The sequence below is a fragment of the Gordonia jacobaea genome (assembly GCF_001186365.1).
GTDB classification, from domain to species: domain Bacteria; phylum Actinomycetota; class Actinomycetes; order Mycobacteriales; family Mycobacteriaceae; genus Gordonia; species Gordonia jacobaea.
Map to the genome: position 1 here is coordinate 78,975 of NZ_LDTZ01000020.1, position 16,870 is coordinate 95,844.

At 65.9% G+C, this 16,870-nt stretch carries 7 protein-coding genes; 5 read left to right on the plus strand and 2 right to left on the minus strand.

From position 1 onward, the window contains the following. The first annotated feature begins 57 nt into the window (after positions 1-57). From ABW18_RS17085 to ABW18_RS17105, 5 genes are all read left to right on the plus strand, one after another. Positions 58-3,423, plus strand: a complete 3,366-nt coding sequence (locus tag ABW18_RS17085; protein WP_082938013.1) for an arabinosyltransferase domain-containing protein — start codon at positions 58-60, stop codon at positions 3,421-3,423. After that, complete coding sequence (locus ABW18_RS17090) at positions 3,413-6,781, plus strand: arabinosyltransferase domain-containing protein (RefSeq protein WP_197494540.1); 3,369 nt, start codon at positions 3,413-3,415, stop codon at positions 6,779-6,781. The genes ABW18_RS17085 and ABW18_RS17090 overlap by 11 nt, the downstream gene beginning before the upstream one ends. A 172-nt stretch (positions 6,782-6,953) precedes the next feature. Beyond that, positions 6,954-7,739: a VIT1/CCC1 transporter family protein gene (locus ABW18_RS17095; protein WP_049700185.1), complete on the plus strand. Its 786-nt coding sequence runs from the start codon at positions 6,954-6,956 to the stop codon at positions 7,737-7,739. 314 nt (positions 7,740-8,053) lie between these two features. After that, positions 8,054-8,494, plus strand: a complete 441-nt coding sequence (locus tag ABW18_RS17100; RefSeq protein ID WP_049700186.1) for a hypothetical protein — start codon at positions 8,054-8,056, stop codon at positions 8,492-8,494. 119 nt (positions 8,495-8,613) lie between these two features. After that, complete coding sequence (locus ABW18_RS17105; protein WP_231894228.1) at positions 8,614-9,780, plus strand: DICT sensory domain-containing protein; 1,167 nt, start codon at positions 8,614-8,616, stop codon at positions 9,778-9,780. A gap of 24 nt (positions 9,781-9,804) precedes the next feature. Here ABW18_RS17105 and ABW18_RS17110 read toward each other — a convergent pair whose 3' ends face one another. After that, positions 9,805-11,355: an acyl-CoA carboxylase subunit beta gene (locus tag ABW18_RS17110; protein WP_049700188.1), complete on the minus strand. Its 1,551-nt coding sequence runs from the start codon at positions 11,353-11,355 to the stop codon at positions 9,805-9,807. A 65-nt stretch (positions 11,356-11,420) separates the two neighbouring features. Beyond that, on the minus strand, positions 11,421-16,835 hold the full coding sequence (gene pks13, locus ABW18_RS17115) for a polyketide synthase Pks13 (protein WP_049700189.1): 5,415 nt from the start codon (positions 16,833-16,835) through the stop codon (positions 11,421-11,423). Between the last annotated feature and the right edge of the window lie 35 nt (positions 16,836-16,870).

The following is a 16,870-nucleotide window of genomic DNA, read 5'->3' on the forward strand; positions in this document are numbered from 1 at the left end:
ACCGCTGATCGCGGCACCGGGCGGGCGGCGCGACGTAATCGCCTAACATCAGTGACCGTGCCTGCGACAGCCCCGCCAGCCGAGTCCGATGCTTCGCCACCGGCCGACAATTCGACGATCGGCTCACGTCGCACCGTCGGGCTGGTCGCCACCGTCTCCGGACTACTCGGTGCCGTGCTGTGCGTGCTGATCGGATTCCTACCCGTACACAGCACCGACGCGTCGTTCTCCTGGCCGCAGGGTCAACAACTCGCGTCGACGACGTCGTCGGTGACCGCCCCGCTGATCGCGCAGACCTCGCAATCGCTGGACGTCCGCATCCCGTGCCGCGTCCTCGCCGACGTACCGGCGGGCAAGTCGACGCTCATCATGTCGACGATGGCCGTCTCCGCACAGGACTCCAAGGCCTCGGCCCTCTACGTGACCGCGGGCGACACCGTCACCGCGACCTTCCGCAACTCCGTCGCGGCGTCGGCGCCGAGAGCCGATCTGGGTCGCTGTAGCGAGTTGCACGTCTGGTCGTCGCCGGACGGACCCGGCGCGCAGTTCGTCGGCCTCGGTGCCGCCACAACCCTCGACCCCGACAAGCGCCCGCAGATCGACGGCGTGTTCAGCGACCTGACGCCCGACCAGGCTCGAGCAGCCGCCGACGCGGGGATGCGGGTCGACATCCGCATCGACAATCGCTACGAGAGCTCGCCGACGACACTCAAGACCGTCCTCATGGTTCTGGCAGTGCTCGCGGTGATCGTCTCGCTCGTCGCACTCTTCCTGCTCGACCGAATGAGCGACGACGTGCGGCACCGAGCCCGACGCCGCGCCGGGTGGCTGCGCATCCTGCGTCCCCGCGCCACCGATCTGACGGTCACCGCGGTACTGGTGATCTGGTTGTTCCTCGGGGCGGGCAGTCCCGACGACGGGTACATCCTCAACATGGGACGCACAGCGTCGTCGTTCGGCTATCTCGCCAACTACTACCGCTGGTACGGAATCCCCGAGGCTCCGTTCGACTGGTACTACTCGTTCCTCGCCCACTGGTCGTCGATCTCGCCGTCGATTCTGTGGATGCACATCCCCGCGCTGATCGCCGGACTCGCCTCGTGGTTCGTGCTGAGTCGAATCCTGTTGCCCCGACTGGGTTCTGCTATTCGAGGCAGCGGCTGGGCGCAATGGTCGGCGGCACTGGTCTTCACCGCGTTCTGGCTGCCGTTCTGCTCCGGTCTGCGTCCCGAGGGAATCATCGTGTTGGGCTCACTGCTCACGTGGTGGGCGGCCGAGCACACACTGGCGACCCGCAAACTGTTCCCCGGAGCCATCGCAGCGGGTCTCGCGGCATTCACTCTTGCCCTTGCGCCACAGGGCATCATCGGCGTCGCGATCCTCATCGCCTCCTCCCGCGCACTGCTGCACGTGCTGCTCGTGCGCAGACGCTCCGACGGTCTGCTCCCCCTGGTCGCACCAACCATCGCCGCCGGACTTCTCGTGTTGGTCGTCGTGTTCCGCGACCAGACGATTGCCGCGGTGATCGAGGCGATCCGCGTCCGCTACGTCGTCGGACCCGTCATCGGTTGGTATCAGGAGTATCTGCGCTACTACTTCATCTCAGTCGTGACCGACGACGGAGCGCTCACCCGCCGCGTCCCCGTACTGCTGCTGTTGGCGGGAATGGTCGTCACCGTCGCAGTGATGTTGCGGCGCGGACGAATTGCCGGTGTCCACGCCGGCCCGACATGGCGACTGATCGGCGCCGTCGGCGTGACCCTCGTGCTGTTCGCCTTCATCCCGACGAAGTGGACGATTCAGTTCGGGGTGTTCGCCGGACTCGCCGCCGCGATCGCAGCGATCGCGACTCTGGCTGTCGCGCAATCGGCCGCACGCTCGGCACGGAATCTGACGGTCTTCGTCTCGGGACTGTTCTTCGCCCTCGCCGCCGCAATGGCCGGCTACAACGCCTGGCCATTCGCCTACGAATACGGCATCTCGTGGTTCGACCGCGCCCCGATCATCGCGGGCAGACCGGTGTCGACCCTGTTCCTGATCCTGGCCGTGATCGCCGCCGGAATCGCGGTGTGGCAGCACCTGCGACTCGACTACGTTGAGAACAAAGGACTTTCGCATACGACGGACGGCCCCGGCGAGACGCGGGCTGATCGTCGACGACTCTTCCTCGCGTCGTCGCCCATCGCGCTCATCGCCGGACTCATGGTGATCGCGGAGCTGCTGGTGTTCGCCAAAGGGGCGGTATCGCGCTATCCGGCGACCACCGTGTTCGCCGAGAACGTGAACACGCTGCGCGGCAACAACTGTGGCATGGCCGACGACGTGCTCGTCGAATCCGATCCCAACACCGGCATGCTGCGACCCGCCGACGGACGCACGGCGACGCAGGCACTCTCGGGAGCGACAAGTGGACCGGACGCGGCAGTCGGATTCTCCCCCAACGGAATTCCCGATGATCTCTCCCCCGAGCCCGGCAGTCAACGGCCCGGCCAGATGAACGTGGCGGCAAGTCCCGCACGACCGTTCTCGATCACGGGCGGATTGGGCGCGGGCACCACGGGCGGCCGCGGACCCGAAACCGTCAACGGTTCGACCGTCGCACTTCCGTACGGACTCGACCCCGCGACGACGCCCGTCCTCGGCAGCTACGGCTACGCGGGCGAAGCCCGCCTGACCACCGACTGGTACGACCTACCCGCCGATCGCGCGAAGACCCCGCTGCTCGTGGTCTCGGCCGCGGGTGCGATCTCGACGGTCGACACCTTCGGGGTGACCAACTTCGGACAGAAACTGGTCGTGCAGTTCGGCACCAGGGGACCCGACGGGTCGTTCACCCAGATCGGGCCAGACATCCTCCCGATCGACCCCGGACCGGTCATCTCCAACCGGCCGTGGCGCAACCTGCGCGTACCCATGAGTGCGGCGCCACCGAGAGCATCGGCGATGCGAATGTCGCTGTTGGACAACAACCTCGGGCAGTACCAGTTCATCGGCATCACCCCGCCACGAGCGCCGCAACTGCAGACACTCCAGCAGGTCGTGGGATCACAGACTCCCACACTGATCGACTTCATGGTTGCCGCCCACTTCCCGTGCCAGCAGCCGATGCGGGTGACCAACGGGGTCGCGGAGATCCCGCGCTGGCGCATCCTGCCCGACTATCCCTTCGCCAACTCCCAGTCGAAGACCTGGCAGGCGGGGGTCGACGGTGGCCTGCTCGGCATCTCGGAGACAACGACGGCCGCCCAGGCCGTCCCGACCTATCTCAAGGACGATTGGACACGGGAATGGGGTGCGCTGGAACGACTTTCACCACTGACCCCGGACGCGCCGTCAGCACAGCTACAGACGTCACAGACCACCCGCTGGGGTTGGTCACACGATGGTTCGATCAGGGTGGAGCCGCAGTCCGATGACAACTGATCCGACACCGCAGCCGCCGACCCAGAGCACGGAACGCGACGAACCAACCACCGGGGCGCCACGCAACTACCGCCGAGCGCAGATCATCGCTGCCGTCGCGGGAGTGCTCGGTGTCCTTCTCGCGGTTGCCACTCCGCTGCTGCCGGTCACACAGTCGACAGCGGCCCTGTCGTGGCCGCAGGGTGAGGGCGTCGGCAACGTCGCCGCACCGCTCGTCTCGTTCGTTCCCGTCGACATGGATCTGCGGGTTCCGTGCTCACTCGCCCGTGACCTGCCCGCGTCGGGTGGAGTCCTGATGTCGACGACGCCCGCGGGCGGTCAGGACGCCAGCGCGCGCGGATTGTTCGTCCGCGCCGACGCGTCGACGATCACCGTCACCGACCGCGACGTCGTGATTCTCTCGACCGAACGCGCAGCCGCTCAGGACAATTCGTCGTGTGCGGTGGTGTTCCACGCCGACGAGCGCGGGGTGAACGCGAAGATCGACGGCACGTCGGCAGGTGCGGGCAGCCCGTTGACGTACTCGACTCCCGACCACGAGATGCGCCCGCAGATCGTCGGGGTCTACACCGACCTTCCCGGGTCTGCGTCGCGCGACGGCCTGTCGATGCACGCCACGATCGACACCAGATACGTGAGTTCGCCGACGCCGCTCAAACTGGCCGCGATCATCGTCGGCATCATCATGACGTTGCTGTCCCTGGTCGCACTCGGCGTGCTCGACTCGCGAGATGGCAGGGGCCACAGACGATTCCTGCCCGCCGGCTGGTTCACCATCCGCGGCCCCGACCTCGCGGTACTCGCCATACTGGCGTTCTGGTGGTTGGCGGGGGCCAACACATCCGACGACGGCTACAACTTCATCGTCGGACGCATCACCGGCGATGCCGGCTACGCCGACAACTACTTCCGCTATTTCGGTGTGCCGCAGGACCCCTTCGGCTGGCACTTCCAGGTGATCTCCGCGATGACGCACGTCAGTCTCGCCACACCGTGGATGCGCCTGCCCGCCTTCCTACTCGGACTTCTCGGATGGTGGCTCATCTCCCGCGAGGTGATCCCGCGGCTGGGACGAGCGGTGCGCACGAGCACTCCGGCCGTGTGGTCGGCGGCATTCGTCTATCTCGCACTCTGGTTGCCCTACAACAACGGTCTGCGGCCCGAACCAGCGGAAGCGGTCGGCGCACTCCTGACGTGGTGCTGCGTCGAACGTGCCATCGCCACACGCAGATTGCTGCCGTACGCGGTCGCCGTCGCCGTCGCCGCGTTCACCCTTGCACTCGCTCCCGGTGGTCTCATGGCCGTGGCCGCCCTGCTCGCGGGTGTCCGTCCCATCGTGCGCACCATCGTGACCCGACGTCGGCGCGACGGACTGCTCCCCATGCTCGCGCCGATCTTCGCGGCCGGAACCCTTGTGCTGTACGAGATCTTCGCCGACCAGCCACTCGCGCCGCTGATCGCGGGCAACAAGGTTGCCACCGACGTCGGTCCGACGCTCGAGTGGTGGCAGGAGCCGATTCGCTACTACTACCTCATCCTGCCCACCGCCGACGGCACGCTCGCACGCCGCTACGGCGTGCTGATCATGATCCTGTGCCTCGTCGTCGTACTCCTGCGACTGCTGCGTAAGCAGCATCCCAACGGCATTGCGCGCGCACCGATCTGGCGGCTGATCGCGGTCACGCTCGGCACGATGTTCTTCATCGCTTTCACACCCACCAAGTGGACTCATCACTTCGGCGTCTACGCCGGAATCGCAGGCGGACTCGCCGCCGCCGCGGGCGCAATGATGGCGCCGACCATTCTGCGTTCACGCCGCAACCGCGCGTTCTTCGCAGCGGCGGTACTCGCGGTCACCGGAATCTCGTTCGCGGGCACCAACGGTTGGTGGTTCGTCGGCAGCTACGGCATCCCCTGGTGGGACAGGCAGCCGTCGATCGGCGGTGTGAGCCTCTGGTGGGTATTCCTGATCGCAGCGGTTCTCACTGCGGCGGCAGGTCTGTGGTTCCACCTGCGCGACGACTACACCGACGAACAGACGCGAACCGGCCACTCCGATCACTGGTACAGCAAGCTGAAATTCTCTCCGCTGCCGGTCATCTCGATCTTCATGGTGCTGTTCATGGTGGCCTCGTTCGCAAAAGCCGCCTACGTGCAACGTGATTCGTGGTCGTGGCTGAACTCCAACGCCCGCGCTCTCACCGGCAACGAGTGCGGCCTCGCCAATGACGTCCTCGTCGAGGCCGACGTCAACACGGGCATGCTCGCACCCGCTGCCGTCGACGGCCGCCCCGCGCCGAGCATCTCCGACGCTCTCGCAGGCGCTGGGCAGGGCTCTTCGGCTGTCGGATTCACCCCGAACGGTGTGGCCAACAAGCTGTCGGTCGACGCGACCGAGGACACGGACTCGTCGGGATCGTCGGGCGCCGTGAGTTCGGCGCCCACCAACTCTGCACCGACGGGCGCGGGTTCCGACGATCGCGACCAGACAACCGACGCCTCGCAGGGCGGCACCGAGGGTGGGCAGGGCGCGCGCGGCGTCAACGGCTCCACTGTGCGACTGCCCTTCGGACTCGACCCCGCGACCACCCCGGTACTCGGCTCCTACGGCGCGCCGTCGGGAACCGGTTCGGTGACAACCGACTGGTACCAGGTACCCCAACGCAGCGCCGACAAGCCGCTGCTCACGATCGCCGTCGCGGGCTCGGTCGACGCCGTCGACGGTGACGGACTGCGCAGCGACGGTCAGGACGTGACCGTCGAATTCGGACGCGTCGGCGCCGGCGGCACCGTGCAGCGTCTGGGCACGATGTCGCCGCTCGACGTCGGAACGGCTCCGACGTGGCGCAACCTCCGATTCCCCCTCGCCGATGCACCGGCACAGGCGACGCTCGCGCGGGTCGTCGTGCGTGACACATCCGGAGCACCGTCGGAATGGGTCGCAGTCACCCCGCCACGGGTTCCGGCCCTGCGGACGCTCAACGAGGTCGTCGGAACCACAGATCCGGTCTTCATCGACTGGGTGTCGGGACTCGTCTTCCCGTGCCAGCAGCCGATGAAGGTGCGCAACGGTGTGATGCAGGTACCGCGTTGGCGCATCATGCCCGACGCCGAGGCCACCCAGAAGAACAGCCAGACCTGGATGTCGGGGACCGCGGGCGGGCCGCTCGGTATCACCGAGGCCATGCTCATCCCCACCTTGCTCCCCACATACCTGCGCAACAACTGGGGCCGCGACTGGGGCGGACTGCAGCGGTTCACCGAGGTCGACCCCGCGCCACCGGCACAGCTCGAACTCGGCACCGCGCGCCGATCGGGACTCTGGGACCCGGGTCCCATTCGCTCGAGCGGGTACTGACCGGGCGCCGGCGCGGCGTCGTAGAAACACGTGTTTCTGACAGACGCGAGCAAAGCTTCGCGTGCATGTGTCAGAAACACGTGTATTTGCGGCTCGGGTCGAGCCGTCCAGCGTGGTGAGGACATGATCACCTTGCTTGCGCCAACGGCGTGGGCGCGCATCATTGGTGCTCATGAGCGTCGACGATTCTTCGCCCGCGGAACCCGCAGAACCCCCACGGCGCGCAGAGCACGCGGAGGAGCCAGGACACAGCCACGGTCACGGCGACGAGCCGCACGCGGGGTCGCTCGCGAATCGGCTGAACTGGTTGCGGGCTGGCGTGCTCGGGGCCAACGACGGCATCGTCTCGACGGCGGGCATCGTCGTCGGCGTTGCCGCCGCGACCACTGATCGTGCCCCGATCTTCACCGCGGGAATCGCGGGGTTGGCCGCAGGAGCGGTGTCGATGGCGCTCGGCGAGTATGTCTCGGTCAGCACCCAGCGCGACACCGAACGCGCACTGCTCGACAAAGAGGCCCGGGAACTGGCCGAGCAACCCGAAGCCGAGTTCGACGAGCTGGTGGGCCTTTACGAAGCGAAGGGACTGACACATTCGACGGCGTGTCAGGTCGCGCGCGAGTTGACCGAGCATGATGCCTTCGACGCGCACGTCGAAGCCGAACTGGGCATCGATCCGCACGAGCTCACCAACCCCTGGCAGGCGGCAGTCTCGTCGGCGGTGTCGTTCACGACGGGAGCAGTCCTACCCCTGATCGCAATCCTCGCGCCGCCCGCATCGATTCGGATTCCGGTCACATTTGTCGTTGTCCTGATCGCACTGGCGATAACCGGAGCCCTCGGCGCGATCCTCGGCGGCTCGAAACCGTGGAGACCAATGATTCGGGTCGTGATCGGTGGCGCAATCGCGATGGCCGTGACATTCGGCATTGGTCACTTGGTAGGCCATACCGTTACTTGACAGTCACCTACGACTACCTGTGCGGCGCTTGTGAGTGATACGAAAATGGACTTCTACCAGCAAGTTCAGGCTTACCTTGCTTGCCGATGACGCACCCCGAGACACGCACGCGATCCGATTCCGAAGTGGTCACATTTCAATTAACAAGGATTTGGTTCGCATACCGCAAGGATTCTCGTGGCCTACCGTTGAGTATGTAAAGAAACCGCGAGAAACCGCAACAGAAAAGGCTTGTACGTCCAGCGAACCGAATTCTGCTGAACCGCTTCCGCAGTGGACCTCCGACAAGGGTTCACCCTCCCATTGGAGCGACGATGAGCATCCTGGATCACACCTCACACGACCTCTCCCCGCGCGAGCACGGCTACGAGACAAACGACTTCGGCGAGATCGTCGGGTTCGAGCACGCGGAGCTCGAAAAGACCGCTCCTGAGCACTATTTCGATCCGTTCGTCGAGCAAGCAGACACCGGCGACTTCCCCTCGCTACGTGCCGACGCCTCTCCGGTTTCGACCTCTGGTACCGACCCAAAGGTGGGTCGCGAGTCCACCACTGGAACCGTGCCCGCCCCCGACAACCACGAGGAACACAGCACCCTCCTCATCGCCGGACTCCTCCCCATCGGCTGTCTGTGGATCGGCATCACCGTCGACAGCCTCTTTGATTCCGTTGCGCTCACCGCCTCCATCGTCGCAGTGTTTGCTACTCTCACGCTCGGAGTGCTCGTCGCATCAGCACTTCACGACAGCGAATAGCGCGGTCCGACCGCGCCGTAGATGTCGGGGCGACATCGACGCTCCGTCAGAGAGCGTGAGGGATGAGCCAAGGTCTGACGAGTACCAGGGGCGGGGACGCAGCGTCGATCTTCCAGGGTATGGAGTTGAGGCTTCAGTTCAGCCCGGTCTTCGAACTGTCGGGCGGGAGCCTGGTCGGGGCAAGTCTCGAGCTCAGCGGCCCGAAGGGCACCAATTTCGACTCCCCGCGCGCTCTGCGTCGAACCGCGACGCTCATGGAACAGCGCACGGTCCTCGATTCGCGGAAGTTCGCATTCGCCGACTCCGCGGCGGCCAGACGCGTCTCCGCGGCTCTTCCGCTCTTCCTCGCCGTCGACATCGACCTCTACGATCCGGAGCGCACCTACTCAGATGGTGAGACCCTTGCGTTGCTGATCGAACCGCGTAGCGTCTTGCGGCGTCCGCAGTCGCGGCTCGCCCAGGTCGCACGGGCACGGCGAGACGGACGACTGATCGCCGTCGAAGGGGTCAGCGCGGATCGTAGGACGGCGACATTACTCACGCTCGTCGAACCCGACGTCGTGCTACTGCACCCCGACATCCTCGCGCCGATTCCGACACCCGAAACCGCGCACCTCGCACACACACTCGCCGCACACACCGAACGCACCGGCGCGATCGTCATCGCAACGGGAGTCGACACCGAGGCCGATCGGCGGACCGCTCAGACCCTCGGCGCCCGATACGGGTTGGGCGCCCTGCACCCGCCGGTGTCGGATGCCGACGACCGTGTGCTCGGCTCGATCTCCGAACTCCCTCCGCTGCCTGCACGCACAACGCCGTCCACCGACGAGAAGACACCGTTCGCCATCGCATCGAAGTCGGGTGCGCCACGTCTCGCCGACGAACGACTGCTGCTCGAGATGAGCAAGGACCTCGAGCGGACCGCGACCGAGGCGAGCGTCGCGGTGGTGCTCGGCACCTTCCAGGATCAACACCGCTTCGCACCGTCGACGTCGCAACGGTGGCGTGCACTCTCGGAAAAGGTGGGCCTCGTCGGCGTGTACGGCGAGGGAATCCGGCCCATGAGCGAGGGCAACATCCATTACGCACCACTGAGTTCCGACGACGCTCTCGTGGAGGAATGGAACGTCGCCGTCCTCGGAATGCACTTCGCCGCACTGCTTTCCGCACGCGAAATCCATGGGCGACGCCCCAGCGGTCGTCGCGAGTTCATGTTTGTCCAGAGCTACGATCGGACGATCGTGACGCAGGCGGTGCGAGTGATCTTGTCCCGCTTCACCTGACGCCCTACCTCTCTGCGAGCGAACTCAGATCGGCATCAGCAGATGCTTACGCGGAGTGCGCATCGTCTGCTTGTCACGCAACTGCGCCAACGCTTTTCGAAGCTGCAGTCTCGTCTGGGCGGGCTCGATGACGGCGTCGATGTAGCCACGCTCTGCGGCGAGATACGGCGTGGCCATCATCGTGTTGTAGAAGTCGATGAAGTCGCGTCGCACCTTGTCGGCGTCGTGCGCCGACATGCCCTCGGTCTGCCTACGAGTCAGCACCGCCGCCGCCGACTCTGCGCCCATCACAGCGATTTTCGCCGTCGGCCACGCGAAGTTGAGGTCGGCACCGAGCTGCTTGGAACCCATCACCGCGTACGCGCCGCCGTACGCCTTGCGCAGGACGACGGTGACCTTCGGAACGTCGGCTTCGACGTAGGCGAACAAGAACTTGCCCGAGCGTCGAATGGTGCCCTTCTGCTCCTCGACGAGTCCCGGCAGGATTCCCGGGGTGTCGACGAGGAATACGAGCGGGATGCGGAAGGCGTTGCAGATGCGCACGAATCGCGTTGCCTTCTCGGATGAGTCGGTGTCGAGCGTCCCCGCCATCACGCTCGGCTGGTTGGCGACGACGCCGACGCTGTGCCCGTCGACGCGCGCGTAACCGGTGAGGATGTTGGGCGCGAACAATTCGCCGACCTCGTGGAACGCGCCGTCGTCGAAGAGCTTCACGATGATGTCGCGCATGTCGTACGCGGCGTTGTCGCTGTCGGGCATGAAATCGTTGAGCGCCAAGTCGGACTCGGTGATCTCGGGCTCGAGGCCCGGATTGATGACCGGCGGCTCTTCGAAGCTGGTCGACGGCATGTACTGCAGGTACTCGCGTACCCACTCGAATGCCTGCTTCTCGTCCGGCGCGATGTGATGGATGTTGCCCCACCGCGCCTGGTTGTGAGCGCTACCGAGGTCTTCTGCCGAAATCTCCTCGCCCGTGGTCTGTTTGATGACGTCGGGGCCGGTGACGAACATGTACGACTTGTCCTCGACCGCGACGAGGATGTCGGTGTTCGCGGGCGTGTACACCGCGCCGCCCGCACACTTTCCGAGGATCACCGACACCTGCGGCGACAGACCGGAGAGCAGATCGTTTCGTCGCCCCATCTCGGCGTACCAAGCCAGTGAGGTCACCGCGTCCTGGATGCGCGCACCGGCCGAATCGTTGATGCCGACCATCGGGCAGCCGATCTTGCCTGCCCACTCCATGAGCGCAGAAACCTTGCGGCCGAACATCTCTCCGACGGTGCCGCCGAAGACGGTCTGGTCGTGGCTGAAGGCAGCGACAGGACGGCCGTGCACCAGTCCGTGTCCCGTCACGACGCCGTCGCCGTAGCCCGTGTGTGCTGCCCCGGGCATCTTGGCGAGCGCACCGATCTCGACGAAGGTCCCGGGATCGAACAGCATATCGAGACGCTCACGCGGAGAACAGATTCCCTTACGCTCGCGCTTCTCGATCGCCTTCTCGCCACCGGGTTCACGCGCCTGCTCCAACCGGACGCGTAGATCGGCGAGTTTGGCTGCGGTCGTGTCGGTCACGTGATTCTTCTTCCTCGATGTCAGTGCTGCGCCGGCCCGCTTCGCGTTCCGTCGCGATGTCGGTGCTAGTTGGTCGCCTTCGCCTCCACGGCGGCCAGACGCTTCGTCAGGTCGGCGCCGATCTTGGCGATGTACGGCTCGTCGACGATCGACAGGTGATCGCCGCCGATATGGATGATCTCCAGGTCGTCGACGACCTCGCCCCACCGACCATCCTCGTCGATCTCCGCCCACTGGGGCTCGAGTTCGATTGCGCCGTCGTGCATCTTGTCGGCGCGGTAGAGGATCACCTTGCCGCTATAGGGCTGCGGCGCGATGTTGGTCAGCGCGCGGTTGTCGACAAACGACGTCCGCTGATGCTCGATGATGCCGCCGGGGATCTTGGTGCCAGACATCGAGACCATCTCCATGATGATCGCGAACTGGCCCTCGTCGTCGGCGTCGACGAGTCGGTCCATCGGGATCGGGACGTCGGGGTCGAGATCGTAGTTGCGGATCGCGAAGTCTTTCCAGCGTTCGAGCCGTGCCCGCTTGTTCTCGGGGGTGTCGGGCACATCGTGGCGCGGTCGGACCACGTCGATCAGTCCGACGAACGCGACTTCTTCGCCCTCGTCACGCAAGACCTTGGCGCAGCCGTACGCGAGCGCGCCGCCGAGCGACCACCCGATCAGCACATACGGGCCGTGCGGTTGGACCTCACGCAACCGAGGCAGGTACTGCGCGACCCGTTCCTCGATGGTGCCCTCGACGCGGTCGAAACCGATCACCGGCTGATCGTCGGGAAGCCGCTTGAGCAGTGCCTCGTACGCCGACGTGTTACCGCCCGCGGGGTGGAACAGCAAGGCGGGCACCGGATCTCCCGCGGTGGGGTCGTACGACTTCTTACCGCTCGGCACCAGGCGCAGGTAGCGGATGAAGCCGTCGGTGTCGGCCGCGGCGTCGAGGAACTTGCGGACGTAGTCCGACATCTCCTCGATCGTCTCCGAATCGAGAATGTCCTCGACATCGATGTCGCCACCGGTGCGCTCGTTGAGCTTGTCGGTCAGCTTCTGTGCGACGTCCTCTTCGAGCACGGGCAGCTTGTTGAAGATGCCCCCGGCCGACTTGCCCGTGATGACCGCGTACACGCCGAACGTCAAGCGCTCTGCGGCATCTCGCGGCGGAACGTCGGAACCCGCCGCCTCTGCGACGGCCTGCTGGCTGGTGAGGTCCGGCGCAGGGGCCGCGACCTCAGCGGCCTTGGCCGGCGCGGCGGTCTCCACCCGCTGATCGAGCTCTTCTCGCTGATCGACCTCCGACCGCTGATCGAGCTCTTCTCGCTGATCGAGCTTGTCGAGATCACCCCGCTGATCGGCGGTCTCCCGCTGATCGAGCTTGTCGAGATCATCCTTCGCGAGTTGCTCGTCGATGTATGAGTTGAGCGCTGCGGTGTCGAGTTCACCTTCGCCGGCGGCCTTGCCTGCGAGGTCGTCGAGTTGGTCGCGGTGGGTGACCGCGAACGCGACGAACTTCTCGACGTCGGACAGGTTTGCCTGACGCATCGCCTGCAGTTGCAGTTGCGGAATGTCGAATTCGTACTCGACACGGTTCTTGATGCGCACCGCCATGAGTGAGTCGAGTCCGAGTTCGATCAGCGGGATCTCGCGCGGTAGATCCTCGGGGTCGTAGCCCATCGACTCACCGACGATGATCGCGAGTCGATCACCAACGGACTCACCCGATTCCGGGTCCCACTTGTTGCCGATGTCGTCGACGACCTCGTCCTCGACCGTCAGCGACGTGTCGGTGTAGCCGACCTTCGCCGGGTCTATGGCACCGTCTGCGCGCTCGGCAGCGCCGTCGGCAGGTTCCGCGCTGCCGCCGCCAGCTTCTGTGGTGCCCGTGACGACCGCCTCGAACAGGAGGTGGAAGTTCTTGTCCCGCTTGGTGTGCACCGTCACCGACGCACCGCCAGGATGCGGACTCAGTGTGGTGGTCAACGAGCCGGTCTTCGGGAACTCGCCGTGCGTAGCTGCAGCGCCGACGCGCGCGTCGTCGAATACCTCTGCGGCCGCGGCACGAACCAACTCACGCGGATCGGTCACCGCAGCAGCATTGACCTCCCACGCGTGGCGGCCATCGGGAAGCGCGACGTGCGAACCGGGAATCCGCCCTGCCGTACCACCACTGGAGATCTGCGCGGTGAGCCAGAATGGCTTGCGGTCGAAACGGGTTCGCGGGATGTCGGCGTAATCGCCTGTGCCGAACAGTGATCCGACGTCGACGGGATGTCCGTGGACGTACAGCTTCATCAGCGCGTTGACGACACCGAAGCTCTCGTCCTCCTTGCGGCGCAGCGTCTCGATCAGCTCGGCGTCGTGCAAGCCTGCCGAAAAGGTCACTGCGGCAACGGAGATCAGCACCGCCGGGTTCGGCGAGAGCTCGAGGAAGGTCCGGTGGCCGTTCTCGACCGACTTCGAGATCGCCTGGCTGAACCACACGCTGTGGCGCAGGCCCTTGAGGAAGTAGTCGATGGTGTGCACGGGCTCGTGTCCAGCGCGGTAGAAGGCCTCGCGATCGACCGAACTGTAGAAGCCGGTTTCGAGGCGCTTCGGCTCGATTCCGGTGAGCTCGTAAGACAATTCGCCGAGCAACGGGTCCATCTGCGACGTGTGGCTCGCACCCTTGGTCTGCAGTTTGCGACCCAACTTGCCCTCGGCCTCGGCGCGCGCGACGATCGCGTCGACCTGAGGCTCGGGTCCACCGATGACGGTGTGCGTCGGTGCCGCGTAGACGCAGATCTCGAGGTCGGGGAAGTCGACGAGGACGTCATTGATGTCGTCCGCGCTGTACTCGACGAGCGCCATCAGGCGGATGTCGTCGCCGGAGAGCGTCGCCTCGCCCTCGCCCATGAGCCGCGAGCGCTGGCAGATGACACGTGTGGCGTCTTCGAGCGAGAGCCCCCCACTGATGTACGCGGCCGACGCCTCGCCCATCGAATGCGGCACCAGCACACCGGGTTCGGCGCCGTGGTGACGCAGGAGGTCGGCAAGGGCAACCTGGATCGTGTAGATACCGACCTGGGCGGTCTCGATGCCGTAGGTCTGCTCGTCGTCGACGAACATCTCCGCGATGGAGTATCCGAGTTCGTTCTGCACGTACTCGTCGACGCGGTCGACGTACTTCTTGAAGATCGGATTCTCGAGGTAGAGCTGCTTGGCCATCTTGCGATGCTGCGAGCCGAAGCCCGAGAGCAGCCAGACCGCCGTTGCGGCGTCGGGCGAATCAGCCGAGTACACAAGAGGATTGGCTTTGCCCTCCGCGACGGCGCGCACACCCTTGACTGCGTCTTCGTGGGTGCGGGCCATGACGACCGACCGCGAACGACCGTGGTTGCGGTGCGCGAGCGCGCGTCCGATGTCGGCGAGGGGCGTCGACGCACCCTCGTCGGACTCGAGCCACTCGAGCAGGTCGGCGGCAGCCTTACGACGCCGCGACGGCAGGAATCCCGAAAGCACCAGCGGCACAACCGATCCCTCGACGGCGCACGGGGCAAAGCCGTCGGCGGGGTCGGCTTCGACGACCTCGGCGGGCGCGTCGTCCTTCTTCGCCTGCGCGGCCAGGACGGCGCGCTCGGCGTCGGTGAGGAAGTCCTCGTCGTCATCGTCGGTGGTTTCGACAAGCTCAACCAGCGAGGACGGCTCAACCAGCGGGGACGGCTCAACCAACGAGGAGGACTCAGCGTCTCCGGTGGTCGGGGTGTCTCCGCTGGTCGAGCTTGTCGAGACCACGCCCGACAGATCACTCGGCAGCGCCTCACGCACGACGACGTGCGCGTTGGTGCCACCGAAGCCGAAGCCCGACACACCCGCGACAGCATGGCCCGAGTAGCGCGGCCAGTCCGTCGGCTCCTCGACCACCTTGAGGTGTCCGGCGTCGAACTGAATGTAGGGGTTGGGGCCGGAGTAGTTGAGCGATGCAGGCAGCTTGTTGTGCTGCATAGCGAGAACCACCTTGGCGAGCGCACCTGCGCCCGCGGCGGACTCCATATGCCCGAAGTTCGTCTTGGCGGAACCGAGGAGTGCAGGCGCGTCGGCCTGTCGACCGCGCCCGACGACGCGCCCGAGGGCGTCGGCTTCGATGGGATCGCCGAGCACCGTGCCGGTTCCGTGCGCTTCGATGTAGTCGACGCCGCGCGGATCGACAGCGGCGTCGGTGTACGCCGAGCGCAGCACCTCGACCTGGGCCTCGGGATTCGGAGCGGGCAGGCCGTTGGAGCGGCCGTCGGAGTTGACCGCCGAACCCGCGACAACTGCGAGCACGGTGTCGCCGTCGCGTCGGGCGTCGGCGATGCGCTTGAGTACGAACAGTCCGCCACCCTCGGCGCGGATCATGCCGTCGGCGTCGGCCGAGAACGCCTTGATGTGGCCGTCCTTGGCCTGCGCGCCGATGCTGTCGAAGCCGAGCGTCGCCGCGGGCGTGATGATCATGTTGACGCCACCGGCGAGCGCGACGTCGGATTCACCCGAGCGCAGGCTGCGTACGGCCTGATGCACGGCGACCAACGACGACGAGCACGCGGTGTCCATCGCGACCGACGGACCGTGGAAGTCGAAGAAGTAGGAGACGCGGTTGGCGACGATCGACGTCGACGTTCCGGTCAGCGCGTAGGCGGCGGTGTCGTGAGCGCCGTCGTCGAGGCCCATGGCCGCGAGAAGCTGGTAGTCGTTGGTCGACGTGCCGATGAAGACACCGACCGGCGCGCCCTTGAGGTCGCTGGCCGGAATGTGGGCGTCTTCGAGTGCCTCCCATGCCAGTTCGAGTGCGAGGCGCTGCTGCGGGTCGACCATCTCGACCTCGCGCGGACTCATCTGGAAGAAGTCGGCGTCGAAGCTCTTGACGTCGTCGAGGTAGCCGCCCTTGACGTTGGACTCGTCGATCACCTTCGCGAGGCGCGGGTCGGATTTGAACTCGGCCCAGCGGTCGTCGGGAAGGTCGGAGATGCCGTCGCGGCCGGAGATCAGGGCTTCCCAGGTGGAGTCAGGGGTCTGCCCGGCCTTGGGGAAGCGTGTCGAGAGGCCGACGATCGCGATGTCGTCGTCGGCGTTGCGCTCGCGAATCCAGAAGGTCTCGGCGTCGAGGTCGAGGCCCTCGTCGGGGTCGCCTTCGATGATGCGCTTGGCCAGCATCGCGATGGTGGGGTGGTTGTAGGCGACCGTCGCGGTCAGTACGACGCCGGTCTTGTCCTCGATGTCGGCGGCAAGCGCCACCGCATCGCGCGACGACAGGCCGAACTCCTCCATCGGACGGTCGTCGGAGATCTGCTCCGCGGAGATTCCGGTCGACGTCGCGACCCACTCCCGCAGCCAGTCGCGCAGTTCGGAAACCGTCAGCCCACCGGCGGTCTCGCCGTCGGTGCTCTCGCTGTTGACGCTGTCGGTGTCGGGGCTGTCGGCGTCGGCCGCAGGCTCGATGTTCGGCTCGTTGTTCAGTTCAGACATCGGTCACCAGACTACTTGGCGGCGCAGCCAGGGCT